Origin of the sequence: Sinorhizobium sp. FG01, from assembly GCF_002531875.1 — a bacterium.
Taxonomy (GTDB): Bacteria; Pseudomonadota; Alphaproteobacteria; order Rhizobiales; family Rhizobiaceae; genus Sinorhizobium; species Sinorhizobium fredii_C.
Window position 1 is genome coordinate 107360 of record NZ_NWTB01000015.1, and the last position, 25612, is coordinate 132971.

Consider the following 25612-nt stretch of genomic DNA (forward strand, 5'->3'; position numbering starts at 1 on the left):
CCTCAATGCGCGAGACGGCGGCGGGCGCGCCGCCACAGGATCGGCAGGGCGATCACCGAAATCAGCAGCAGGCCGATGAAGATCGACATGACGATGCCCGGTACGTTCAACAGGCCGAAACCGAAGGTGACCATGCCCATGATCAGCGCCGCCAGCACGACGCCGGGTATGGTTCCCGAGCCGCCGAGAATGTTGACGCCGCCGAGCACGACCATGGTGACGACCTCAAGCTCCCAGCCGAGCGCGATCGAGGGGCGCGTCGAGCCGAGGCGAGAGGTGAGGCAGACCGAGGCGAGGCCAGCCATCAGGCCTGTCAGCAGGAACAGCGTGAACTTCACCCGCGCCACCCGCACGCCGGAAAAGAGCGCCGCTGTCTGGTTGTTGCCGATGGCATAGACGGCGCGGCCGAAATTCGTCTTGTGGAGCAGCACGCCATAGGCGACGGCGAGCAGCACGAAGAGCGTGAACTCGAAGGAGAAGACCCACCAGACATAGCCCTGGCCGAACCAGGCGAAGCTTTCCGGATAGCCGGTGAAGGCCTGGTCGCCGAGAATGATGAAGGACAGGCCTCGAAACAGGCTCATCGTGCCGATCGTCACGACGATCGACGGCAGACCGAGGCCGGTGATCAGCAATCCGTTGATGGCGCCGCAGGCAAGCCCGACGGAAAGACCGATCGCGACAAGCGCCGGGGTATCGACGCCGAGTTGCACCGCATAGCCCATGGCCGTCGAGGCGAGCGCGATGATCGAGGCGACCGAGAGGTCGATCTCGCCCGAGATGATCACCAGCGCCATGGCAAAGGCGATCATCGCCTTTTCGGTAAAGTTGAAGGTGGCGTCGGAGAGATTCCACGGGTCCAAGAAATAGGGCGAGGCAAAGGAATTGCCGAGGAAGATGAGGGTAGCGACCACGATGAGCAGCGCCTCCCAGCTCTTCATCAGGCGGGCGCCGCCTGCCTCGAGGCGATCCGGGATATTGCGGGGAGAGAGTTGAGCGTCAGCCATCAGACCGCCTCCGCTTTCTTGAGAATGACCCGGCCCTTGCGCCGCTCGGCGCGGGCGTTGACGGCAACGGCAATGATGATGACCGTTCCGGAGATCGCCATCTGCGCGAAGGGCGAGATATTGATGACGGGAAGCGCGTTCTTGATGACGCCGAGGAAGAGCGACCCGAGCACGGCGCCGGCCACGGAGCCGATGCCGCCGGCGATCGAAATGCCACCGATGACGCAGGCCGCGATGATGTCGAGCTCGAAGCCGGCGGCGATGTCGACATAGGCGACCGCATAGCGCGACACCCAGAGATAGCCCGAAAGGCCGGCGAGCGCGCCCGACAGGCAATAAGCGAAGAAGCGGGTGCGGCCGACATCGATGCCCGTATAGACGGCGGCGTGCGGATTGCCGCCGACCGCATAGAAGGCCCGGCCGAGCGGCGTCCGGCTCATCACCAGGAACATGACCGCGATCATCAGCAGCGACAGCCAGGACAGTACAGGCACGCCGGCGAGATCGAGCCGCGGCAGCGCCTTGAAGGCGTCGCTCATCTCGTGGGCATTGATCCACTTGCCGTCGGTCAAGAGGAAGATCAGGCCTCGATAGATCGTCAGCGTTCCGAGCGTGACGACGATCGGCGGGATGTCGAGCTTCCAGACGAGCGTGCCATTGATCATGCCGAGCAGACCGCCGAGTGCCATGGCGGCAAGAATGATGAGCGGGATCGGCAGGCCGGGAAAGGCGGCGTTCAGCATGGCGGCAACCATGCCGCAAAGCGCCAGATTGGCCGCCATCGACAGATCGATGCATCGGGTGAGGATGACGGCCATCTGGCCGAGCGCCAGGATGATCAGGATCGACGTGTCGTTGTAGACCCGAGCGAGGTTGGAGGGTCCGACGAATGCCGGAAAGCGCAAGGCGATCAAGGCGAGCAGCACGGCAATCGCGCCGACGAGCAGGATCTCGCGGTTCTTGAGGAGCTTGGCGATCATCCGGCCCTCCCGTTGCGTTGCGCTTCAATGCCCGCTGCCGCGCGCACCAGCTTTTCGGCCGTCAGTTCGGAGCGTTCGAAGCGGCCGGCAATCCGGCCCTCGCGCATGACGATGACGCGATCGGACATGCCCATGATCTCGGGGATTTCCGAAGACACCATGATGACGCTCAAGCCTTGCGCCGCGAGCTCGCTCATGAAGGCGTGGACGGCGGCCTTCGAGCCGATGTCGATGCCCTTCGTCGGCTCGTCGAGAATGATGACCTTGGGCTTCGTCGCCAGCCACTTGGCGATCACCACCTTCTGCTGATTGCCGCCGGAGAGCGTGCCGACGTCCTGATCGAGCGAAGCGGCGCGGAGATCGAGGCGGGATGTATACTCGCGCGCCAGCGCGAACTCGTTGGCGAGCTTCAGGAAGCCCGAGCGCGAGGTGTGGGAAAGCGACGGCAGGGTTACGTTCTGGAAGATCGGCATGCCGATGATCGCGCCCTGGCGGCCGCGTTCCTCCGGCACATAGACGATGCCGGCGCGGATCGCCTCGGCCGGACTGCGGATGACCAGCACCTCGCTGTTGAGCCTGACGGCACCCGCCGATGGCCGGGTGATGCCGATCAGCGACTGCATGAACTCCGAGCGGCCAGCGCCGACCAGGCCGTAGAAGCCGAGGATTTCGCCGCGCCGCAGCTCGAAATTGATGTCCTCGAATTCGGTCGGGTGGCGGTAGCCGGAGACGGTCAGCACCGGATCGCCGATCCTGACGTCCTTCTTGGGATAGACGGAATCGACCGCACGGCCGACCATCATGCGGACGAGATCGTCCTGGTGAACGTCGGCAATCAGCCCCTCGCCGACCATCGTGCCGTCGCGGAAGACCGTGTAGCGGTCGGCTATGCGGAAGATCTCGTCGAACTTGTGGCTGATGAAGAGGATCGCCTTGCCTTCGGCCTTGAGCCGCTCGATGAGCGCGTAGAGCTCATGGATTTCCTTGTGCGACAGCGCCGCCGTCGGCTCATCCATGATCACGACCTGCGCATCGACGGACAGCGCGCGGGCGATCGCCACAAGGTGCTTCTTGGCGATGCCGAGATCGCGCAGCCGGATCGTCGGATCGAAATCCGCGCCGGCCCTCTGCAGCAGGGCCTTGGCATCGGCATTGAGCTTCTGCCAGTCGATGAAGCCGAAGCGGTTGCGCGGGGCGTGGCCGAGGAAGATGTTTTCCGCAACGGAGAGCTCGTCGAAGAGAACCGTCTCCTGATGGATCGCCGTGACCCCGGCCCTGGCCGCGGCAAGGGCGGTGGGGAATGTGGTTTCCGTATCGGCGACCCGGATCACGCCGGCATCGGGTTGATAGATGCCGGTCAGGATCTTGACGAGCGTCGATTTGCCGGCGCCGTTCTCGCCGATCAGCGCCGTCACCGAACCCGGATAAAGCGCGAGGGAGACGTCGGAGAGCGCACGCACGCCCGGGAAGGACTTAGATATGCCCTCGAGCGTGATGGCGGGCTTCATCCGCGATGTGGTTGGTTCCTGCAACAAGAGAGAGTCCACCAAGTCAGTCGGCCAGCCCATCGGGGCGCCTTCGATTGTCAGTTGCCCCTCGCCCTGGCCCTCTCCCCGTTTTGACGGGGAGAGGGGACCCCTCCGCAGTGCGCGGTTTGCGCCGGCGTTGGTGAGGGCGAGACGCGGCCGCTTGGTCCCTCCTCCCCGACAAACGGGGAGAAGGTGGCCGGCAGGCCGGATGAGGGGCATATACCGGTCGCGCCGATCAGAAGATCTTCGCGAATTCCTCGACGTTCTTGGCATCATAGACGAACGGGTCGGCCATGGCGCCTTCATTGTTGTCGTCGAGCTTGACGGTACCCATGCGGCCCATCTTCAGTTCCGCGCCGGGCTTGGCTTCGGCCCCGCCGATGAGATCATAGGCGATCATCGTTGCCGAATAGCCGAGGTCGATCGGGTTCCAGATGGCGAAGGACTTCGAGGCGCCGGACTTGACGTGACCGGCCATTTCGGACGGCAATCCAAGACCCGTGACGTTGATCTGGCCGATCTTGCCCGCGTCGGTGACGGCCTGAGCGGCGGCGACGATGCCGACCGAGGTCGGCGCAATGATCGCCTTCAGGTTCGGATAGGACTGGATGAGGCCTTGCGTCTCGCGATAGGACTTGTCGGCTAGGTCGTCGCCATAGACGGTGGCCACGACATTGATGCCCTTGTAGTTGCCCTGGACCTTCTTCATCTCGGCAATCCAGGTGTTCTGGTTAGTGGCCGTTGCCGAAGCCGAGAGCACGGCGACGTCGCCGCCCTCCGGCAGGTTATCGGCGGCGAGCTTGATAATCATGTTGCCGATCAGCGGGCTCGACGACGGGTTGAGATGCATCAGCCGGCCTTCCTTGGCGACACCCGAATCCCAGGAAATGACCTTGATACCGCGGTCCATCGCCTTCTTGAGCGCCGGCACGAGCGCGTCGGTGTCATTGGCCGAAACCGCGATCGCATCGACCTTCTGGGCGATCAGCGAGTTGATCACCTCGATCTGCCCCTCGGCGGTCGTCGAGGTCGGACCGGTATAGATGATCTCGACGTCGCCGAGTTCCTTGGCCGCTTCCTGGGCGCCCTTGTTGGCGGCCTCGAAGAAGCCGATGCCGAGCGCCTTGACGACGAGGGCGATCTTCTTGTTCTCCGCATGGGCGGCGTTTGCCATGAGCGCCGCGGCGACGGCGGCCGTCACCATCAATGATTTCAGAACTTTCATCACTTTCTCCTCCCTTGGGCCTGCATCCGGACTGGATGCATCAATCCGACCCGACAACTTCATCTGGCGGTCTTGCTACCGGCTTGCCCGGTCAGGCCGCCTCCCTTTCCCCCTCACCACCCGCTCAGGCGGATGTCGAAGCAGTTTCCGCGTCGACCTTCGGCCTCGCATTGGCGATGACAAGGTTGACGCCAGCGCTTTCGAGCATCGAGGCATGCCTGTCCTCGATGCCCGAATCGGTGATCACAGTGGCGATGCGCTTGAGGCCGCAGAGAATGAGGCTCGAGCGCTTGTGAAATTTCGAGGAATCGGCGAGTACGACGAGCTCGTCGGCCTGGTCGATCAGCTTCTGCTCGGCCTGGATCAGCAGCGGGTCGGCCTCCATCAGGCCGAGCGGCCCGAGCCCCTGCGCCCCCATGAACATGCGGCGCGCATAGAAATTGCGCGTCACGTCGTTGTCGAAGGGGCTCAGGATGATGTTCTGCTCGCGGTAGATCGTGCCCCCGGAAAGCATCACCGTGTTTTTCGAGTGCTTGAGCAGGTGCTCAGCGATGGGGAACGAATTGGTAAAGACCTGCATCCGGCGGTTGGCGAGGAAATGCACCATCTGGAAGGTGGTCGTGCCGCCATTGATGATGATCGGCTCGCCGTCCTGGCAGAGCGCCACCGCTTCGCGGGCGATCGCCTGCTTCTCGCGCGCATGCAGGCCCTCGTTGACGCTGAAGGGCCGGCCTGCAAGGCCGACGAATTGCGGTGGGTTGATCGCCTCGGCGCCGCCGCGCACCCGGCGCAGCCGTTTCTGCACATGCAGCGCCGCCACATCGCGGCGGATCGTCGCCTCGGAGCTGCCAGTCAATTCGACGAGCTCGGGCACGGTGACGACCGGCTTTTCCTGCACTGCCGACAGGATGATCCTATGTCTTTCTTTCTCGTGCATGCGCTCCTCCGATGTTCTGCATGCTTCCATCAGTCCCGCGCATTGTCAATCAGTTTCAATCATCTTTTTTCATTGTGCGCTGCGGTATGAACGTTTTTGATCGTTTTTGATTGACATCTGCGCATCGAGCGTGTGATCTGATGCCATCGTATCGTCGCGGCCCGAGTGCCGGCGGCTAGCTTACCGGGAGGAATTCGAGATGCTCGACAAGCAACAGGGCGCACGCCTGGCCAATCTCTGGGACGACGCCAAGGCGGCGGCGATGAGCGAAGCGGAGCGGCTGCTCTACCGCTCCAATCTCCTCGGTTCCGACAAGCGTATTACCAATTACGGCGGCGGCAACACCTCCGCCAAGGTGATGGAAAAGGACCCGCTCACCGGCGAGACGGTGGAGGTCCTCTGGGTGAAGGGCTCGGGCGGCGACGTCGGCACGATCAAGATGGACGGCTTCGCCACCCTCTACATGGACAAGCTGCGGGCGCTGAAGGGCATCTATCGCGGCGTCGAATTCGAGGACGAGATGGTCGGCTACCTGCCGCATTGCACCTTCAACCTCAATCCGCGCGCCGCTTCGATCGACACGCCGCTGCACGCCTATGTGCCGAAGCCGCATGTCGACCATATGCATCCGGACGCGATCATCGCCATCGCCGCCTCCAAGAACAGCAAGGAACTGACCAGGAAGATCTTCGGCGACGAGATCGGCTGGCTGCCGTGGAAGCGGCCGGGCTACGAACTCGGCCTGTGGCTCGAGAAATTCTGCCTCGACAATCCGAAAGCCCGGGGCGTCGTGCTCGAAAGCCACGGCCTGTTCACCTGGGGCGACACCGCGAAGGAAGCCTACGAGACGACGATCGAGATCATCAACCGGGCGATCGCCTGGTTCGAGGCGGAAAACACCGCCCCCGCCTTCGGCGGAGAGGCGAGGCCGGCGCTCGGCGCTGCCGAGCGCGCGGCGATCGCCAAGAGGCTGATGCCAGTGATCCGCGGACTGATCAGCACCGAGGAGAAGAAGGTCGGCCATTTCGACGACAGCCAGTCGGTGCTCGACTTCGTGACCTCGACCGATCTGGAGCCGCTCGCCGCACTCGGCACGAGCTGCCCCGACCATTTCCTGCGCACCAAGATCCGGCCGCTGGTGGTCGACTTCGACCCGGCCCAGCCGGACGTCGAAAAGACGCTTGCCGGCCTTCCGGAGGCGATCGCCGCCTACCGTGCCGACTACGCCGCTTACTACGAGCGCTGCAAGCGCGCAGACAGCCCGGCGATGCGCGATCCGAATGCCGTCGTCTATCTGGTACGCGGGGTCGGCATGATCACCTTTGCCAAGGACAAGGCGACGGCGCGGATCTCCGGCGAATTCTATGTCAATGCAATCAACGTGATGCGTGGCGCCTCCGGCGTGTCGACCTATGTCGGCCTGCCCGAGCAGGAAGCCTTCGACATCGAATATTGGCTGCTCGAGGAAGCCAAGCTCCAACGCATGCCGAAGCCGAAGAGCCTCGCCGGGCGCGTCGCCCTCGTCACCGGCGGCGCCGGCGGCATTGGCAAGGCGACCGCCAACCGGCTGATGCAGGAAGGCGCCTGTGTCGTTCTCGCCGATATCGACGAGGCGGCGCTCGGGGCCGCCCAGAACGAGCTTGCGGCCCGCTACGGCAAGGATTTCGTCCGCTCCGTCGCCATGAACGTGACCAGCGAGGCCGCGGTCGAGGCCGGCTTCGGCGATGCGCTCCTTGCATTCGGCGGCCTCGACATCCTCGTTTCCAATGCCGGACTCGCTTCGTCGGCGGCGATCGAGGATACGACGCTCGCGCTCTGGAACAAGAACATCGACATTCTCGCGACCGGCTATTTCCTGGTGTCGCGCGAAGCCTTCCGCATCTTCCGCAGCCAGAAGGACGGCGGCAATATCGTGTTCGTCGCCTCGAAGAACGGCCTCGCAGCCTCGCCGGGCGCGTCGGCCTATTGCACGGCCAAGGCGGCCGAGATCCATCTTGCCCGCTGCCTGGCGCTGGAGGGCGCCTCGGCGCAGATCCGCGTCAACGTCGTCAACCCGGATGCGGTGCTGCGCGGTTCCAAGATCTGGACCGGCGAATGGAAGCAGCAGCGTGCGGCGGCCTACAAGATGGACGTGGACGATCTCGAGGCGCATTACCGCGAGCGGTCGATGCTGAAACTCAGCGTCTTCCCGGAAGACATTGCCGAGGCGATCTACTTCCTCGCCTCAGACATGTCGGCGAAATCGACCGGCAACATCGTCAATGTCGACGCGGGCAACGCCCAGTCCTTCACGCGCTGATCGGGAGCAAGCCATGACCAACATGATCAGCACGTCGGTGATCGAGGCCGAGAATGGCAAGCGGCAGGAAGCGCTCACGCGCGACTACGAAACCCTCGGCGAACGGCTTGCGCGGCGCGGCATCGACATCGACGCCATCAAGCGGAAGGTCGCCACCTACGGCGTCGCGGTGCCCTCCTGGGGTGTCGGCACCGGCGGCACGCGCTTTGCCCGCTTTCCCGGCCAGGGCGAGCCGCGCAACATCTTCGACAAGCTCGAGGACTGCGGCGTCATCCAGCAACTGACCCGGGCGACTCCGACCGTGTCCCTGCATATTCCGTGGGACAAGGTCGCCGACCTGGCGGCGCTGAAGGAAAAGGGAGCCTCCCTCGGCCTCGGCTTCGACGCGATGAACTCGAACACCTTCTCCGACGCCCCGGGCCAGGCGCATTCCTACAAATTCGGTTCGCTCACCCACACCGATGCCGCGACGCGTCGCCAGGCGGTCGAGCACAATCTCGAATGCATCGAGATCGGCCAGGCGCTCGGCTCGAAGGCGCTGACGGTCTGGATCGGCGACGGCTCCAACTTTCCCGGTCAGAGCAACTTCACCCGGGCCTTCGAGCGCTATCTCGACTCGATGAAGGTGATCTATGGGGCGCTTCCGGATGACTGGCGCGTCTTCACCGAGCACAAGATGTACGAGCCGGCCTTCTATTCGACGGTGGTGCAGGACTGGGGCACCAACTACATGATCGCCCAGGAACTCGGGCCCAAGGCGTTCTGCCTCGTCGATCTCGGCCATCACGCCCCGAACGTCAATATCGAGATGATCGTCGCCCGGCTGATCCAGTTCAAGAAGCTCGGCGGCTTCCATTTCAACGACTCGAAATATGGCGACGACGACCTCGACACCGGCTCGATCGATCCCTACCGGCTCTTCCTGGTGTTCAACGAATTGGTCGATGCCGAGACGCGCGCTGCGGAAGGTTTCAGTCCGGCGCATATGCTCGACCAAAGCCATAACGTGACCGATCCGATCGAGAGCCTGATGGTGAGTGCGACGGAAGTCGGCCGTGCCTATGCTCAGGCGCTCCTCGTCGACCGCCGGGCGCTCGACGGCTACCAGCAGGAGAACGACGCGCTGATGGCCTCGGAGACGCTGAAAGCTGCCTTCCGCACCGATGTCGAACCGATCCTGGCCGCGGCCCGCCTCGAAAATGGCGGTGCGATCGCGCCGGTCGCGACTTACCGGGCAAGCGGCTATCGGGCCCGGGTGGCGGCCGAACGGCCCGCTGTTGCCGGCGGTGGCGGCGGTATCGTCTGAATATCCGAGGTGCAGGCCACGGTTCGGCAAGGGTAGCCGGCCGCGGCCGGCATCCCTTTTGCTGAGAAAAATCATCCCCGATCGCAATCTCCCCTATCTGCCCGCAAGGGATGAGCTATGTTTCCTGCAGCTACAACCGAAAGGAAGCATTGATGGGCATTGAAAGCATTCTGGTATTTCTGATCGTCGGCGCCGTCGCCGGCTGGCTCGCTGGCCTGATCGTCAGCGGCTTCGGCTTCGGCCTGCTTGGCAACATCGTGATCGGCGTCATCGGCGCGCTGATTGCCGGCTATCTGTTTCCGGCCGTCGGCATTACGCTCGGCACGGGCATCCTCGCTGCAATCCTCCATTCGACCATCGGCGCGGTCATCCTGCTGGTGCTGATCCGGATCGTCAAACAGGCCTGAAATGGCGATTTCCGACGCGGGATTCACCTACCATCGGAACCGGTTTGAGGACAAAATCATTCAGCAATGACAAGTGCCACGGCGATCCTTGTCCGGCTGACGGGGCGCTGGAGCGATCCGCGTAAGAGCCGCGGATCGCCACTCGATGAAGCTGCGGAGGGAAAGATGACCGAGTTCTATGCGGAAAAGATCGAAACCGCGCTGCAATCCTACATGAGCGATCATCCCGCCGCCTTGACGCGCCAGGACGCGATCTCCACGATTCTCGAAAACTGGTTTGCAAGCCACGGCTACCTGCCGCCGCAACAGGAGGGTTTGCGTCCGGAAGAACTTGACGCGTCGAACGACGACTGAAACATTCCCCTTCCTCAGCAGACCGTCGGCCGCATTCGCCGCGGATATCCTTTTTTCAGATCGCAGCACCGGCCTTTCGATGACCCTGACCTCCGTCAAAGAGTTCTTTTCCGAGCACGCCCCCGACATCGACGTCATCGAGCTCCCGCAGAGCACCGCCACGGTGGCGCTTGCGGCCGAGGGGCACGGGGTCGAGCCGGCACAGATCGCCAAGACGCTGGCGCTTCGCGTCGGCGACGACGTGATCCTGATCGTCACCCGCGGCGACGCCCGTCTCGACAACAGGAAATACAAGGCCCGCTTCGGCACCAAGGCGCGCATGCTCGGCTTCGGCGAGGTCGAAGCCGAGACCGGCCATCCGGTCGGCGGCGTCTGCCCCTTCGGCCTTGTGAAGCCGCATACGGTCTATTGCGATGAATCCTTGAAGGCATTCGACGTCGTCGTGCCCGCTGCCGGCGCAATCAACGCGGCCGTCCACATCAGCCCGCAGCGCATGGCGGAGCTGACCGGCGCGGAATGGATCGACGTGTCGGAGACCTGACCTTCCGGCCGCGGCGACCGAGATGCGGCCAGCATGCGATCCTATAAAACGGCGATTAGGACCATGAGCGAGCCGAACGAAAGCGCGGCCATGAGGCTCAAAAGCACCTTCATCATGTGCATTGTCATCTGCGTTGACCCTTGCCCCGCTTCCAATGGGAATAAGCGAAGGCGCAACTTGACGGCCCGTCGCCGACAACCGGCGTGCCGATCCCTCCCATCGACATTAAGAATTTTCCGACAAGTTGGTTAATAAGTCATCCTGTCAATGCGGATTAGCCCCCTTGTTCCAGATGCGAAGGAAAGCATTTACCCGGACCGTTGCTTGCGGGATAATTGCCGAATAGAAGCGGATTCAAACTTTGAAGGCGCGTCCCGAGACGCGCCTGACGGTCGGGAGCCGGTGGGCATTCCCCGACCGGATCGGTACGGAACAGCGCGACGTTGCGAACGGCCCTCACGGAAACATCGGCAGCCGCCGGAAAGCCCCTCAAGGACAAGGGCGTGCTGCGTGTCGGATTCATTCTGGCGCGCAGCTTCACGCTTAGCGCCTTCTCGCTCTTCGTCGATGCGCTTCGCCTGGGAAGCGACGTGGAGGACAAGTCGGGGCGCGTCAACTGCGACTGGGAAGTGCTCGGCAGCACGAGGAACTTCGTCATGTCGAGTTGCGGCATCCAGGTGGCGCCGACCGCGCCACTGCGGCCGCCGACGGAGTTTAGCTATATCGCCGTCGTTGGCGGACGGCTCAACGTCGCCGAACCGCTGGACCGGGAAACGACCGACTATCTCCACCGCGCCGCGCGCGCCGGCGTGCCGATCATCGGCGTTTGTACGGGAAGCTTCGTTCTCGCCGAAGCCGGTGTGCTCGACGGCCATGCCGCCTGCGTGAGCTGGCTTCATCACAACGAATTCCGCGGCCGCTTCCCGGCGATCGAGGTCACCTCGAACCGGATCTTCGTCGAGGACGGCAATATCATCACCTGCGCCGGCGGCAGCAGCGTCGCCGATCTCGCGACCTACCTGATCAGGAAACATGTCGGCGAAGACGCCGAACGCAATGCGCTCGAAATCATGCAGATCACCCGTCGCCGCGAGGCGAGCGAAATGCAGCCGCGCAATCCGCTCGGCCCCGTTCCGGTGCAGGACAAGCGGATCAGCCTCGCGCTGATGGTCATGGAGCAGCATCTCGAAGATCTGATCGGCATCGACGACGTGGCCAATGTCCTCGGCATATCGCGCCGGCAGCTCGAGCGCCTGTTCCAGAACGAGCTCGGGGCGACGCCGATATCCGTCTATCTGAAGCTCCGCCTCGACGCGGCGATGCGCCTCGTCGCGTCCACCGACAAACCGCTGATCGAGATCGCGCTCGAAACCGGCTTCGAGAACGTCTCTCACTTCATTCGCAAGTTCCGCAAGGCCTTCTCGATCACGCCGGCGGCGGCACGCAAGCAACTCGCTGCCGCCCGCGGCGCGCCAGGCCGAAAAGGCTAAATGCTTTAATTTAGGTCGCGAGGTAGGCCGCAATCACTGCCGCTATCTGATCGGAGTTCAGGGCGTCCATCTGGGAGTCCACCAGGGCGTTCAGCTGGGTGCTTGACAGGTTCGAGATGTCGTCCGTGGACAGCCCCGCGACACCGGATGAACTGAACGAGGAGACATCTTCCGCCGAGAAAGTTGCCAGATCCTCGGTCTCCAATGCCGCGACCTGCGCCGAGGTCATCGCGCTGACCTGCAACGACGTCAAAGCCTCCGCCTGGTCGGTCTTCAAGGCGGCGACGACCCGCGTACTCAGCCCCGATATCGCGCTGGTGCTCAAGGCGGCTATATGATCAGTGGAGAAGAGAGCTATGTCTTCCGTGCCCAGGGCCGCCGCCTGTATGGCGTTGAGGGCGCCGATCTGCGCGGTGGACAAGGTGGCGATCTGGGCAGAGCTCAGCGCCGCCATCTGGTTGTAGCTCAGCGAGCCGACCTGGCTTGCTCTCAAGGCTGCGATCTCGTCCGTGGAGAGCGCTGCGACAAAACTCGTGGACAATCCCTTTATGGCCGCCGCGCTGATCGCCTGCAGCTCCTCGGTCGAGAAGGTTGCGAGGTCCTCGGTGGTGAGGCCCGCAAGCCCCTCCGCGCTCAAGGCGGCAATCTGATCCGTGGACAGCGCATCGATCTGCTCGGCGCTCATGGCTCCGATCTGGGCGCTGCTCAGGCCGGCGATGCTGGCGGTGCCCAGGGCGGCAATCTCGGCGGTGGAGAGGCCAGCGATGAATTCCGTGGGCAGTCCGCTGATGGCGGCCGAGCTGATCGCCGCGAGCTCGTCGGCGGAGAAGCCTTCCAGGTCACCCGTGCTCAGCCCCGACAGCGCATCCGAGCTCATGGCGGCGATCTGGACGGTGGTAAGGGCCTCGACCTGATCGTCGCTCAAGGCACTCACCTGATCACTGCCGAGGCCGGCAATACCCGCCGTGCTCAGCGCGGCAATCTGTGCGGTGGAGAGTACCGCGAGGTCGTCGGTGCTCAGTGCCGCCACCTGCTTGGAGCCGAGACCGCCGATCTGCGCCGTCGACAGTCCCGCGATCTGGTCGGTGCTCAGTGCATTGATCTGGGCGGTGGAAAGGCCGGATATGCCGGCCGAGCTCAGGGCCCCGATCTGATCGACCGAAAGCGCAGCGATCGTGTCGGTGGACAGCCCCAAGACGGCAGTAGAACTGATCGCCGCTATTTCCTCCGTCGAGAAGGTCTCCAGATCATCCGTGCCTAGGACGGCGATCTGTTTGGAACTCAGTGCGGCAATCTGGAGCGAGGTGAGAGCCTCGACCTGGTCGGTGTTCAAGGCGTTGATCTGGGCCGTGGAAAGGCCCGCGATGCCACCGGTGCCGAGCGCCGCGATCTGATCCTCCGAAAGCGCCGCGATCATGTCGGTGGACAGTCCCGCCACCGCACGCGAACTGATCGACGCGATATCGTCCGTCGAGAAGGTCTCCAGATCGTCCGTGCTCAGTGCGGCGATCTGCGTCGAACTCATCACCGCGACCTGGGCGGAGGTCATGGCCTCGAGCTGATCGGCATTCAGCACGTCGATATGGGCGGTGGAAAGGCCGGCAATTGCAGCTGTATCCAGGGCGGCAATCTGATCCGTGGAGAGAGTGGCAATGTCGTCCGTTCCCAGCACCGCCATCTGTTTGGAGCTGAGCGCGGCGATCTGGTCGGTCGAAAGCGCCTCGAGCTGGCTGGTGCTCAAAGCCTGGATCTGGGCCGTGGAAAGACCGGCGACGCCGGCTGCGCTCAAGGCGGCGATCTGGTCCGCCGAAAGCGCCGCCAGCGTGTCGGTGGACAGTCCCGCTACGGCGCTCGAACCGATCGCGCCGATATCCGCGCTCGAAAAATTCTCCAGATCGTCCGTGCTCAGCGCCGCAATCTGCGTCGAACTCATCACCGCGACTTGCGCGGTGGTCAGAGCCTCGAGCTGATCGGCGCTCAGTGCCTGGATGTGCGCCGTGGAAAGAGCCGCAACGCCGGCCGTGCTCAGCGCGGCAATCTGTTTCGTCGTAAGCGCCGCTATGTCGTCGGTGCCGAGCGCCGCCACCTGCTTGGAGCTGAGCGCCGCGATCTGGTCGGTCGACAGGGCCTCGAGCTGGTCGGCGCTCAGCGCACTGATCTGGGCGGTGGAAAGATCGGCAATTCCGGCCGCGCTCAGGGCGGCGATCTGGTCCGCCGAGAGCGCCGCGATCGTGGCCGTGGACAGCCCCGCGACGGCGTCCGAACTGATCGCCGCGATATCTGCGGTGGAGAAGTTCGCAAGGTCGTCGGTGCTCAAGGCGGCGATTTGCGTCGAACTCAGCGCCGCCACCTGGCTGGTGGTCAGGGCTTCGAGCTGTTCGGCGCTCAACGCATCGATCTGTGCGGTGGAAAGGGTCGCAATGCCGGCCGTGCCGAGCGCGGCAACCTGGTCCGCCGAAAGCGCCGCCAGGTCGTCGGTGCCGAGCACCGCAACCTGCTTGGAGGTAAGCGCCGCCACCTGTTCGGTCGAAAGCGCCGCGAGCTGTTCGGTGCTCAACACATTGAACTGGGCGGTGGTAAGACCGGCGACGCCGTCCGTGCTGAAGGCGGCGATCTGCTCCGCCGAAAGTGCCGCAATCGTATCGGTGGACAAGCCGGCTATGGCGCTCGAACTGAGCGCCGCAATTTCCGCGGTCGAAAAGCCCGCTATGTCCTCCGAACTCAAGGCGGCGATCTGCTTCGAGCCGAGAGCGGCGATCTGGGTCGCCGTCAGGGCATCGACCTGGCCCGAGCTCAAGATGGCGATGTCCGCGGTGCTGAGGCCGACAACACCGGCCGCGCTCAGGGCGGCGATCTGGTCGGCCGAGAGCGTCGCGACGTCGTCCGTGCTCAAGGCATCGACCTGCCTGGAGGTGAGCGCTCCGACCTGGGCCGTGGTCAGGGCGGCAAGCTGATCGGTGCTCAGGGCATCGACCTGCTTTGTGCTCAGCGCCGCAACGGCATCCGTACTCAAGGCGGCGATCTGATCGGTGGAGAAGGCAGCGATGACATCGGTCGACAGAGCGGAAATGAGATCGGCGCCAATCGCCGCGACGTCGTCGACGGAGAGTGCCTTGATGTCGTCTGCATCAAGGGCGGCGATTTGCTGGGACGTCAAGCCGCTGAGCTGCTCGGTCGACAGGGCGCCGATCTGGTCGGAACTCAGGACAGCCATCTGCTTGGTCGTCAGTCCCGCGACGGCAGCGGCGCTCAGGGCCGCGATCTGCTCGGTCGAGAGGGAAGCGATGGCAACCGTGGAAAGCCCCGCTATGGCGCTCGAGCCGATGGCCGCCATGTCCTTGGCCGAGAAGACCGCCACGTCCTCCGTGCCGAGGGCGGCAAGCTGCGTCGAGCTCAGGGCGCCAACCTGGGACGCGGTCAGCGCCTCCACCTGATCGGTGCTCAAGGCGGCGAGCTGCTTGGTGGTCAGTCCGGCAACGGCAGCGGTATTCAAGGCTTCGATCTGATCGGTCGAAAGCATCTGGATATCGCTGGTGCCCAAAGCGGTGACGTGCGCCGAACTCAAGGCGGCAATCTGCTTGGTGCTCAGGGCGGCGAGCTGATCGGTGCCGAGCGCGTAGACCTGTGCACTGCTCAGGCCGGCAATGCCAGCCGTGCTCAGAGCGGCGACCTGAGCGGTGGAAAGCGCCGCGACGGCGGTCGTGGAGAGGCTGGACACGGCATCGGAACTGATTGCCGCGATGTCCTTGGTCGAAAAGACCGCAATATCTTCCGCCGCCAGCACTTCGATCTGCGTCGCGCTCAAAGCGCCCACCTGTGTCGACGACAGGGCTTCCACTTGACCGGTGCTCAAGGCAATGAGCTGCTTTGTGGTCAGCCCGGTGATCGCCGCCGTGCTCAGGGCGGCGATCTGATCGGTCGAGAGAGCCGCAAGGTCGCTCGTGCCCAAGGCGGCGACCTGTGCCGAACCGAGCGCGGCGACCTGCTTGGTGCTCAAGGCGGCGAGCTGATCGGTGCTGAGCACGTTCAGCTGCGTGCCGCTGAGGCCGGCAATGCCGGCGGTGCTCAGCAGAGCGATCTCGTCGGTGGAAAGGGCGGCCACGACGGCCGTGGACAGTCCGGCCATCGCACTTGCGCTGATCGCCGCGATGTCCTTGGTCGAGAACACCGCTATGTCTTCCGTTCCGAGCGCCCCCAGCTGCGACGAGCTCAGCGCGCCGACCTGTGCCGCGGTCAGGGCTTCCATCTGGTCGGTGCTCAGGGCATCGATCTGCTTGGTGCTCAGCCCGGTGATCGCGGCCGTGCTCAACGCCGCGATCTGGTCGGTCGAGAACGTCGCAATATCGCTGGTGTCCAGCGCGGCGATTTGCGCCGAGCTCAGCGCGGCAACCTGCTTGGTGCTCAGCGCCACGATCTGGTCCGTCGAAAGGGCCTCGACCTGGTCGGTTGTCAGCTCGTTGATGCCGGCAGTGCTGAGCGCGGCGATCAGGTCTGAGGACAAGGCAGCGACGGTCTCCGTGCTCAGGGCGGCGACCTGCGTCGATTTCAGCGCCGCAACCTGTTTGGTACTCAAGGCAGCGACCTGGTCGGAGCTCAGCGTCGCCATCTGGTCCGTGCTCAAACCCGCAATCGCTGCCGTGCTCAGCGCGGCAATCTGCGTGGAGGACAGGGCGGCCACAACATCCCCCGACAGGCCGGATATGGCCTTGGAGCCGATCGAAGCGATATCGGCGGTCGAGAAGCTTGCGATATCCTCTGGCTCCAGGGCAGAGAGTTGGGTGGAGCTCAGAACGGCTACCTGTGTGGTGGAAAGGGCGGCGATCTGACCGCTGGAGAGGGCGTCGATCTGATCGGTGCTGAGGCGAGCGATCCCCTTCGTGCTCAGCGCCATGACCTGGTTCGTGGTGAGGGCTCCGATGAGATCTTCCGTCAGCCCCGCAACGGCGCTCGAGCTGATCGCGGCGATATCGGCGGTCGAGAATGCCCCTATGTCCTCCGCACTGAGGGCCGCGAGCTGGTCGGAGCCGAGGGCGGCAACCTGCGCAGAGGAGAGAGCCGCAACCTGATCTGAGGACAGGGCTTCTATCTGGCCGGCGGAAAGGCCGGCGACGGCTTTCGTGCCGAGCGCGGCAACCTGCATCGTGGTCAAAGCCGCGACATTGTCGGTGCTTAAGGCGGCAATCTGGGTCGAGCTCAAAGCTTTGAGCTGCGCGGTGGAAAAGGCCGCGGCCTGGTCGGTCGACAGGGCGGCGATCTGAGCGGTCGTCAGGCTGGCGACCGCAGTCGTGCTGAGCGCCGCTATCTGAGCGGTGGAAAGCGCTGCAATGGCGACCGCGCTGACGCCTGGCATGCCTTTGCTGGTGATCGCCGCGATTTCGGCGGTCGAGAACATGGCTATGCCGTCTTCCCCGAGTGCAGCAAGCTGCACCGAGCTCAGCGCTTTCACCTGGGATACGGAAAAAGCCTCCGCCTGCTCGGTCGACAGGGCGGCGATCTGAGCGCTCGTCAGGCTGGCGACCGTACTCGTGCTGAGCGCGGCGATCTGATCGGTGGAGAGGGACGCGATGACATCGGCGTCCAAACCTAAAATGGCTTTGTTGCTGATCGCCGCGATGTCGCCGGTCGAGAATGTGGCAACCCCCTCCGCGCCGAGCGCCGCAATCTGCTTGGCGTTCAGCGCCTTCACCTGCGTCACCGACAGCGCTTCGAGCTGGCCGGTCGTCAGGGCGGCGATCATATCGGTCGTCAGGCCCATGACGCCCTTGGTGCTGAGCGCCGCCACCTGGTCCGTCGACAGAGCCTCGAGGTTGTCCGTGCCGAGGGCGGCGACCTGCGCCGAACTCAATGTCCTCAGCTGTGCTGCCGAAAGCACCGCGAGCTGGTCGGAGGTCAAGGCGTCGCTCTGTGCGGTCGTCAGGCCCGAGATCGCACTCGTGCTCAGCGCCGCGACCTGAGCGGTCGAAAGGGCGGCGATCGCTTCCGTGCCCACGCCCTTGATGGCGAGGTTGGAGATCGCCGCGATTTCGGCAGTCGAGAATGTCGCGAAGCCGTCCGTGCCGAGCGCCGCAAGCTGTCTCGAATTGAGCGCCTTCACCTGCAGGGCGGACATCGCCTCGGCCTGGTCGGTCGACAGGGCGGCCACCTGCGCGGTCGTCAGGCTTGCGACCGCGGTCGCGTTCAAGGCGGCAACCTGGGCGGTGGAGAGCGCAGCAATGGCGTCCGTGGTCAGGCCCCATACGGCCTTGTTGATCGCCGCGATTTCGGCGGTCGAGAATGTCGCTATGGCGTCCGTCTCCAGCGATCCGAGCTGCGGGGCTGTCAGTGCCTTCACCTGTGAGACGGTCAGCGCCTCGACCTGGTCGGTCGATAGGACAGCGATCTGGCTAGTGGAAAGCCCCGAGATTGCCGAAGCGCTCAGCGCCGCGATCTGATCGGTGGAAAGCGCGGCAATATCGTCGGTGCCCAAAGCGTCGATCTGCGAAGCCTTCAGAGCCCCCACCTGGGCCGTGGTCAAGGCGGCGATCTGATCTGTGGAGAGGGCGGCGATCTGCGCGGTCGTCAGAGCGGCGACCGCACGCGTGCTCAAGGCGGCAATCTGATCGGTGGAAAGCGATGCGATGACGTCGGTCGGAAGGCCGGTTATGGCTTTGATACCGATGGCCGCCATGTCCGCGGTCGAGAAGGTCGCCAGATCTTCCTCGCTCAGAACCGAGAGCTGCAGCGCGCTCAGCGCTCCGACCTGGGTCGAGCTCAAGGCCTCCGCCTGCTCCGTCGACAGACCGTCGAGCTGCGTCGTGGTGAGGGCCGCAACCTGGCTCGTGCCGAAGCTTTCGATGTCGGATTGATCGAGAACAGCGAGTTGCTCGAGCGTCAAACCCACGATGGCGCTTGGAGAGATGGCGCTCAGCTGCCGGGAGCTGAGAACATCGACATCCTCCGTGTCCAGCGCCGCGATCTGCGCCGAAGACAGAGCGCTGATCTGCTTCGTCGTCAGCGAGGCCACATCCTCCGTCGTCCAGGCGGCGACGGCCGCCGTCGAATAGGATTTGATCAGGCTGGGGCTCAGGGACGAAACGATGGAGGTCATGCGTGAAAACCCTTGGGTTCTAAATAGTCTCTGTGTGCCGTCGACCGTCCCGAAAGAGCCGTCCTTGCCGCAGTCTGGCCTTGCAGCAACGGCCGGCATCGCCTCTCCGGCGACCATCGAGATCGGATCGTCAGGAGGCTCGACGGCGGTCCGCGCTGGCTGTGGGAGGGATACTGCCGGCTGCCGGCATGGGCGATCTCATGGCTGCAATTGGGATCAGGTTGCCCCGATCATAGTCAGCAACCTTGTGTCTGTCTGACCTGCAGCACGATCACGCCTTCGTTGCGCCGGAATGGATCGGGCGGCGACGCATGGACATCGTGAGATTCAGCCGTCTGCCGATCGGAGTGCCTGCAATCGCACTTCCGCCAGTACAACAATCGCCCCACCACCGCCGATCAGATCGGCGAATGCAGGAAGACCGGCATGGGCTGATTTTCCGCCTTGCGGGCAAGGTAGAGCCTCGCCGTATCGAGGGCCTCACGAATGGTCACGTCCATGTCGAGATAGCGATAGGTGCCGAGCCGACCGACAAAGGTGACCGCTGTTTCGCGGCTTGCACGCTCGACATATTGTGCCAGTTGTTCCTTGTCCCTGACGAGTCGGATTGGATAATAGGGGATGTCGTCAGGGCCGCATGCGCGGGAGAATTCGCGGTAGCAGACAGAGCCGCTATGCTCCTCCCAGGGCGAGAAATGCTTGTGCTCGGTGATCCGCGTATACGGAACGGAGACGTCGCCGTAGTTCATGACCGCGCAGCCCTGGAAATCGCCGTCATACTCGAAACGGTCGAAGTCGAGCGTTCGGTAGCCCAACGGGCCGAATTCGTGATCCAGATAGCCGTCGAGCGAGCCGGAGTAGAACACATGCGCAAAATCGTCTTTTTGCGCCCGGACAAACCGCGACTTCAGGATCACATTGATGTTGGGATGGTCGAGAATGCGGCCGACCATGTCCGTGTAGCCGTTCTCCGGCATGCCCTGATATTTGTGCGCGAAGTAGTTGTCGTCGTAATTGAAGCGCACCGGAAGGCGTTTCAGGATGGATGCCGGCAACTCGGTCGGCGAGCAGCCCCACTGCTTTTGCGTATACCCCTGGAAGAAGGCCTCGTAGAGGTCCTTGCCGACGAAGCGAAGCGCTTGCTCTTCAAAGGTTTTCGGGTCCTCGATCGAGGTGTCCGCCTGGGCTTCGATGAAGGCGCGGGCCTCGTCCGGCCTGAAGGTCTTGCCGAAGAACTGATTGATCGTGTGGAGATTAACCGGCAGCGAATAGACCTGGTCCCCCGAGGTCGTCTTCACGCGGTTCTTGTAAGGCATGAAGGTCTGGAAGCCGTTGACATAGTCCCACACCTCCCGGTCGTCGGTGTGGAAGATATGCGGACCGTAGACATGGATCATGACTCCGGTGTCTTCGTCGCGCTCCGTATGGCAGTTTCCGGCGATATGGTCGCGCGCATCGAAGATCTCGACTTGGTGGCCCGCCTCAGCCAGCTCCCGGCCGATGACCGCACCCGACAACCCCGCCCCAACGATGCCGATTGTTCCGCTTGCACGCATTCGAAGAGGCTCCAGTCCCGTATTGAATTAGTCGAAGGTGCTACGCGGCGAGCGCGCTGCGCATCAACTCGTCATAGGCATCGATCAGGCGGTCGAGCGCCAGGCCCTGCTCCTGGGGGCCGAAGCTCAAATGGCTGACGGTGAAATCCGAATAGATCGCCGTCGGCCGCTCGAGCAGCATCGGCAGGTCGACGGTTAGCGCGCGCTCGTCGTCTCCCTTCGGCAGGGCCATGTGCACGAGGTCCTTGCCTAGCCAGGCGATGAAGTTGATCGATTGGCGTTCGGTCCATTCGACTACCTTGCTGGGCAAAGGCAGGTGCTTGCTGTTGGTCTGCAGGAAATAGTCGTGCAGCTCGTTGGCCCGTTCGGCGCTCTGCCAGAGGCTTCCTCCGAACCCGCCCGGCGGCCGTTCGAAGTGGCCAACCCCTGCCGGAATGGAGCCCGCTACCTGCTGCCAGTGCGCGCAGACGCCGTTGTTCACCACATTGGCAGACACGACGACATATTTCGTATTCGTTCGCCGGAATTCGATGAAGTCGCTGAGCTTTGCGAGATCCATGTAGACGATGTCGTCATCGCATTTCAGGAATATCGAATCGGAAAAGGTCTTCAGCCGCTTGGCGTAGTAGTCATAGGCCTGCCAGTAGGGCATCTGCTCGTTCGGATTGCCGACGAAACGATGGATGCGTGAGCGGACGTTGCCGAGCTCCAGATCTGCGCCCCAGCCGCCTCTGACCAGTATGGACGCGCCGGCCGACAGATCGAGCTCGGTCCAGCGGCCGATCGCGACATTGTTGACATGGAGCGACGGAACGCCGTCCGCATCGACGTTGAGGACGATCTGGTTGGCGGTGCCTGGCGACAGGATGCCCGGCGTGGGCCTGCTCCACAACGCCGGTACATCGTTGCGGTCGAAACTCCTGAGCTGGCCCAGCGGCAGTTTCCGCAGGACCGAGTGCGAATTGCTCCAGCCGCCGACGACCAGTTCAAAATAGTCTTCGCCGCTGCCATTCGGAACGATGGCAATGTGAAGGTCGTTGGTGATCGTCGCGCGGAGGCGCAGCGGCTGGTTGAGCGCTACCGATCCGTTGGACTGGTAGGGGGCGGCGGAGCCCATGTAGCGGACGGGCCCGAATTCGCGCGTGACCCACTCATGATCCTGCTGCGAGCGGGTGAAATCCCAGACATGCCACTCGTCTATGATCCCGGCATCCAAAGCGGAATGGATGTACCGGGTGAGGATTTCCATCCTTTTCTGTCGGCCTGCGAATGTGACAAGTATAACCGGAGCCATATCATCCTCACTGTCTGGAATTGGTGCCGCTCAGCGCGCGCCGGCCGCCGACGCTGTCCACAGGCGGGAGTCGAACGGGATCGGCGCAAAGGCGTGCCACTCGGCCAGTTTCTCGACATAACGCTGCCGATAGGCGGCACTGTCGACGAACTCCACGTTCTCCTTCATGATCTCCGCTCCGACCTCGTAGTAGATGTCGAGATTGCCGAGATCGGGCACAGGCGTTTCGCCGCGCTCGCACTCGCCCTGCATCTGCCAGAACAGTTCCTCGAGGCGCCGGACCAGCGCCGGGATGTCGCGCAATACGCTGGCGTCGCGCCGGCTCTCCAGCGCCTGGCGGACCGTGGCGAGGCCCTGACGGTCCCGCGCAAAGGCGATCGCCTTCTGGACGAAGTCGTCGGGTCCGTCGCAGATGAGCTCCGGGACGCCGGCCGCGGCAACGATGCTCGAGCAGAACCGCGATGCGAAGCCGTTCCCGGGGAATGTCAGCACCGGCAATCCCATGGTCAGCGCGTCGCCCGCGGTGGAATGCGCCCCGTAGGGGAAGGTGTCGAGGAAGAGATCGGCCAATTCGATGCGGGCCAGATGCTTGGGATTGGGAGCCTTCGAAGCGAAGATCAGCCGCTCGGAGGACACGCCGCGCTGCTCGGCCGCTTGCTTGAGGCGCTGATCGACATCGTCGCCGCCACCGAGCAGCCAGAGGTAGCTGCCGGGGGTCGCGGCAAGGATCGCCATCCAGCGGTCGAAGCAGGCGGCGGTGATCTTCTGCATGCCGTTGAAGCAGGCGAAGATGAACGCATCCTCGGGCAGCCCCGCTTCCGCCCGGCTCGGCCGCGGCGCGATCTGCCGCTTGCGGTCGACGGGCTGGTTGCACGGGATCCTCAGCACCTTTTCCGAATAGTAGATCTCGTTTTCGGGCGGGATGATCTGCTCGTCGGCAATGACATATTGGTGGAAGGGGCTGCCCATGGTGCCTGGGTAACCGCAGAAGCTGACGATCACCGGGGCCGGCCGATACGCGAAGATCCTGGTGCGGGCATGCTTCGTGTAGCCGTTGACGTCGACGAGGATGTCGATTTCGTCGGCGACGATCTGCTTTGCAGCGTCGCTGTCGCTGACTGCGGAAATGTCGCGCCAGCAGTCGATGGCGTCCATCATCCGCGTCTGCGTTGCGTCGCCCGTCCGTGCTTCGCCGCAGTAATAGGCATAGATCTCGACGCTATCCTTGTCGTGCGTCTCGAAGACTTCGCTGAGCGCGAAGCCGACCGCGTGATCGCGCAGGTCCGAGGACACATAGCCGACGCGCAATGTCTGCCCGGTGCCGGATTTGTGCCGAGGCTGAGGCTTCGGGAAGCCGCTCAAATCGGGGCGGCCGACAAGCGACTTGCAGTAGCGATAGGCCTTGGCGAGCTGGAAGACCGGATCGTCGGCATAGCAGGCGAGGGTCAAGGGCGAGAGCGCATCGAGCAGTTGCCGATGCGAAACATGCTCCGAGGGCACCAATGTCGGCCATTTGCATTGGCGTTGCCGCAGCGAAGTCCAATGCTGACCGGCCTCCGTCTTGTCGGGTCTGAGCTCGATCGCCTTCAACAGGGTGTTTTCCGCCTCTTCCATGAGGCCGGCATTCTCGAGCACACGGCCCATATGCTGGAGAACCATCAGCCGATGCGCAGCGCGCTCGGGCGTGATCTCGGAGGTCGCCTCGGAATAGACCTGCCATTGTTGGATCGCCTGTCCCGTCAGGCCGGCATCCTCCAGCGCGCGGCCGAGATTGATGTGGCCCTGGCCGAAGCGCGGTTCGAGCTTCAGGCAAGCGCGCAACGCATGAATGGAGCCGGCGAGATCGCCCAGCTGCCTGAGCGTGACGGAGTAGTTGAAATAAACGAGGTGAAGCAGCGGATTGGTATCGTTGTAGGCGATCCAGGATTTATAGAGTTCGGCGGCCTGTGTTCTCTGCCCGGCGGCATTGAAGCTTTCTGCAAACTGAAACAATTCCGTGAGCGGGAGCCGCTGCTGCCGCGCCCTTTCCAGGAAGCCAGCAAGCGGCGAAGCAGGATCCGAGGCAAGATGAGTGTAGATGGTCATGGAAATCCCACTGACAGGCGAGTTGGCGGCCGACTCTGAGAACATCTGCGAATGCTGTTTTAGGCCATTAACCCGACTAGCTTGCCTTGGGCTTGCGCCTCCTTGCGACTCGCGGGGGCGGGTTTGCTCCAACATCTGCCCGGTTCCTCGGCTTGGCACGTGAGCGCCCACGACCGGATCGACCCTCCAGGTCATTTTAGGTTTCGCTGAATATTGCGAACGGCCGCTTCGCTGTGTAGCGTCGCTTGGGACGTGCGTCTGCACCCGAATCGTCGCGTCTGCAGCCGGGGGCGTTCGGTCGAGCGTTGCGATCTTTGTTTGACCTGGCCCGTTAACTAAAACTTTAACTTTCGTAGCTAGTCGTAGTAACCGAGTACTGCAGTCAGCAACCGCCGGATGAGGCTGCGGCGAAGATGACGAAACCGATCCCGCCAAGGGAAAAGTTTCATTCATTGGCGTAGGAAATAGGACGTGCTCGTCCTGTCTGCATGAAGCTTTCCGAACGCTAGGGCTCACGCGAGCCATGTCCCTCAACCCGATATTCGCCCATCAGGACGGTTCGACAGCCGAAGCTGGTCTTCGCGTCCGGGTGGACGGGCGTCGCATGTGGTCGCACGCATCACGCGCTTGGACCCTCAAGGGTTCCCAGCGCTTGTCGCACGGTCGGCGCCAACGGGTTAACTCCACAAGCGATTAACTTTGAAGGCTCGCGTCCATGACTTCCATCATCTCTTCTCTGAGCGTCACGCAGATCAAAAATCTCTCGACCTCCGCAGTTGCCTCGCTGACTACGGAAGACGTCGCGGCTATGACCACTGCTCAGGTCAAGGCGCTTTCCTCGACCCAGATTGCGGCGCTCGATACGGAAGATGTCGCGATCTTCTCCACCGCACAGCTGAGCGCCATTGCCGCAACCTCGGTCGCCGGCATCAGCCTCGACCAGCTGGCAGCCATCGATGCGGCGAAGATCGCAAGCCTGGCGACGTCGCAGGTGGCGGCGCTCAGCTCGGCACAGATCGGCGGCCTGACGTCCGACCAGGCCGAGGCGCTGACCACGTCGCAAGTGGCCGCGCTCACCTCGACGCAGATCGCGGCGCTGGCCTCGGAAGATATCACCACCTTCTCGACCGCCGAGGTCGCAGCGATTTCCGCCACCGCGCTGGCAGGTCTCTCCACCGACAATCTCGCGGCACTGTCGACCGACCAGGCCGCTGCCCTGAAGACCACCCAGGTTGCAGCGCTGAAGACCACGCAGATCGCCGCCCTCACGTCGGACCAGATCGGCGCGCTCAGCACTTCGCAGGTCGCCGTCCTGAGCTCGACACAGGTAAAGGCGCTCTCCACCGACAACATCGCCGCCCTGTCCACCGACCAGGTCGCAGCGCTCAACTCGAAGACCGTCGCGGCGCTGACTTCGGCACAGATCGAAGCGCTGACTTCCGATCAGGCCGAGGCACTGACCACGGCGCAGGTGGCGGCGCTCACCTCGACGCAGCTTGCGGCTTTCGCCTCCGA

General features: G+C 63.5%; 15 protein-coding genes and 1 pseudogene. 7 read left to right on the top strand and 9 right to left on the bottom strand.

Translation table 11 applies throughout. The features are described from left to right. Positions 1–2: 2 nt before the first annotated feature. From CO656_RS23280 to CO656_RS23300, 5 genes are all read right to left on the bottom strand, one after another. Positions 3–1007, bottom strand: a complete 1005-nt coding sequence (locus CO656_RS23280; RefSeq protein ID WP_037423842.1) for an ABC transporter permease — start codon at positions 1005–1007, stop codon at positions 3–5. Then, a complete protein-coding gene (locus tag CO656_RS23285) occupies positions 1007–1987 on the bottom strand; it encodes an ABC transporter permease (RefSeq protein WP_097527288.1) in 981 nt (326 codons plus the stop codon). Before CO656_RS23285 ends, CO656_RS23280 begins: the two co-directional genes overlap by 1 nt. Next, positions 1984–3495: a sugar ABC transporter ATP-binding protein gene (locus tag CO656_RS23290; RefSeq protein WP_097527289.1), complete on the bottom strand. Its 1512-nt coding sequence runs from the start codon at positions 3493–3495 to the stop codon at positions 1984–1986. Before CO656_RS23290 ends, CO656_RS23285 begins: the two co-directional genes overlap by 4 nt. A gap of 256 nt (positions 3496–3751) precedes the next feature. Next, complete coding sequence (gene rhaS, locus CO656_RS23295) at positions 3752–4741, bottom strand: rhamnose ABC transporter substrate-binding protein (RefSeq protein ID WP_037423833.1); 990 nt, start codon at positions 4739–4741, stop codon at positions 3752–3754. Positions 4742–4865: 124 nt separating this feature from the next. Further along, positions 4866–5678: a DeoR/GlpR family DNA-binding transcription regulator gene (locus tag CO656_RS23300; protein WP_037378547.1), complete on the bottom strand. Its 813-nt coding sequence runs from the start codon at positions 5676–5678 to the stop codon at positions 4866–4868. 199 nt (positions 5679–5877) lie between these two features. On the opposite strand from CO656_RS23300, the gene CO656_RS23305 reads away from it, so the two are divergent. The 6 genes from CO656_RS23305 to CO656_RS23335 all read left to right on the top strand — a co-directional run bounded on the left by CO656_RS23305 (position 5878) and on the right by CO656_RS23335 (position 12075). Further along, complete coding sequence (locus CO656_RS23305) at positions 5878–7977, top strand: bifunctional rhamnulose-1-phosphate aldolase/short-chain dehydrogenase (RefSeq protein WP_037423827.1); 2100 nt, start codon at positions 5878–5880, stop codon at positions 7975–7977. Between the two features lie 13 nt (positions 7978–7990). Next, positions 7991–9283 carry an L-rhamnose catabolism isomerase gene (gene rhaI, locus CO656_RS23310; RefSeq protein ID WP_037423824.1) on the top strand — a complete coding sequence of 431 codons (1293 nt, stop codon included), beginning with the start codon at positions 7991–7993 and terminating at the stop codon, positions 9281–9283. Between the two features lie 152 nt (positions 9284–9435). Next, positions 9436–9690 (top strand): GlsB/YeaQ/YmgE family stress response membrane protein, encoded by a 255-nt coding sequence (locus CO656_RS23315; protein WP_037423821.1) that lies wholly within the window; start codon positions 9436–9438, stop codon positions 9688–9690. A gap of 165 nt (positions 9691–9855) precedes the next feature. Continuing rightward, positions 9856–10044, top strand: coding sequence for a hypothetical protein (locus CO656_RS23320; RefSeq protein WP_037423818.1), 189 nt, complete (start codon positions 9856–9858; stop codon positions 10042–10044). Between the two features lie 79 nt (positions 10045–10123). Beyond that, positions 10124–10585, top strand: a complete 462-nt coding sequence (locus tag CO656_RS23325; protein ID WP_037424097.1) for a YbaK/EbsC family protein — start codon at positions 10124–10126, stop codon at positions 10583–10585. A 443-nt stretch (positions 10586–11028) separates the two neighbouring features. Continuing rightward, positions 11029–12075, top strand: coding sequence for a GlxA family transcriptional regulator (locus CO656_RS23335; RefSeq protein WP_037423813.1), 1047 nt, complete (start codon positions 11029–11031; stop codon positions 12073–12075). Between the two features lie 10 nt (positions 12076–12085). On the opposite strand, the gene CO656_RS23340 is transcribed toward CO656_RS23335, so the two are convergent. From CO656_RS23340 to CO656_RS23355, 4 genes are all read right to left on the bottom strand, one after another. After that, the gene (locus CO656_RS23340) at positions 12086–19162 is read right to left on the bottom strand and encodes a hypothetical protein (protein WP_097527290.1); all 7077 of its coding nucleotides are present in this window, start codon (positions 19160–19162) and stop codon (positions 12086–12088) included. Between the two features lie 398 nt (positions 19163–19560). Beyond that, on the bottom strand, positions 19561–20718 hold the full coding sequence (gene glf, locus CO656_RS23345; RefSeq protein WP_097527291.1) for a UDP-galactopyranose mutase: 1158 nt from the start codon (positions 20716–20718) through the stop codon (positions 19561–19563). Between the two features lie 40 nt (positions 20719–20758). Continuing rightward, a complete protein-coding gene (locus tag CO656_RS23350; RefSeq protein WP_097527292.1) occupies positions 20759–22012 on the bottom strand; it encodes a hypothetical protein in 1254 nt (417 codons plus the stop codon). Positions 22013–22042: 30 nt separating this feature from the next. Next, entirely contained in the window at positions 22043–24097 is a 2055-nt protein-coding gene (locus CO656_RS23355; RefSeq protein WP_097527293.1) for a hypothetical protein, read from the bottom strand. 715 nt (positions 24098–24812) lie between these two features. Between CO656_RS23355 and CO656_RS23360 the strand changes: the two are divergent. Next, positions 24813–25612: pseudogene (locus tag CO656_RS23360) on the top strand (hypothetical protein); the annotation flags it as partial.

Coding starts and splice junctions, on each gene's coding strand:
- CO656_RS23280 (WP_037423842.1), bottom strand. CDS start 1,007: ATGGCTGACGCTCAACTCTCTCCCCGCAATATCCCGGATCGCCTCGAG.
- CO656_RS23285 (WP_097527288.1), bottom strand. CDS start 1,987: ATGATCGCCAAGCTCCTCAAGAACCGCGAGATCCTGCTCGTCGGCGCG.
- CO656_RS23290 (WP_097527289.1), bottom strand. CDS start 3,495: ATGAAGCCCGCCATCACGCTCGAGGGCATATCTAAGTCCTTCCCGGGC.
- rhaS (WP_037423833.1), bottom strand. CDS start 4,741: ATGAAAGTTCTGAAATCATTGATGGTGACGGCCGCCGTCGCCGCGGCG.
- CO656_RS23300 (WP_037378547.1), bottom strand. CDS start 5,678: ATGCACGAGAAAGAAAGACATAGGATCATCCTGTCGGCAGTGCAGGAA.
- CO656_RS23305 (WP_037423827.1), top strand. CDS start 5,878: ATGCTCGACAAGCAACAGGGCGCACGCCTGGCCAATCTCTGGGACGAC.
- rhaI (WP_037423824.1), top strand. CDS start 7,991: ATGACCAACATGATCAGCACGTCGGTGATCGAGGCCGAGAATGGCAAG.
- CO656_RS23315 (WP_037423821.1), top strand. CDS start 9,436: ATGGGCATTGAAAGCATTCTGGTATTTCTGATCGTCGGCGCCGTCGCC.
- CO656_RS23320 (WP_037423818.1), top strand. CDS start 9,856: ATGACCGAGTTCTATGCGGAAAAGATCGAAACCGCGCTGCAATCCTAC.
- CO656_RS23325 (WP_037424097.1), top strand. CDS start 10,124: ATGACCCTGACCTCCGTCAAAGAGTTCTTTTCCGAGCACGCCCCCGAC.
- CO656_RS23340 (WP_097527290.1), bottom strand. CDS start 19,162: ATGACCTCCATCGTTTCGTCCCTGAGCCCCAGCCTGATCAAATCCTAT.
- glf (WP_097527291.1), bottom strand. CDS start 20,718: ATGCGTGCAAGCGGAACAATCGGCATCGTTGGGGCGGGGTTGTCGGGT.
- CO656_RS23350 (WP_097527292.1), bottom strand. CDS start 22,012: ATGGCTCCGGTTATACTTGTCACATTCGCAGGCCGACAGAAAAGGATG.
- CO656_RS23355 (WP_097527293.1), bottom strand. CDS start 24,097: ATGACCATCTACACTCATCTTGCCTCGGATCCTGCTTCGCCGCTTGCT.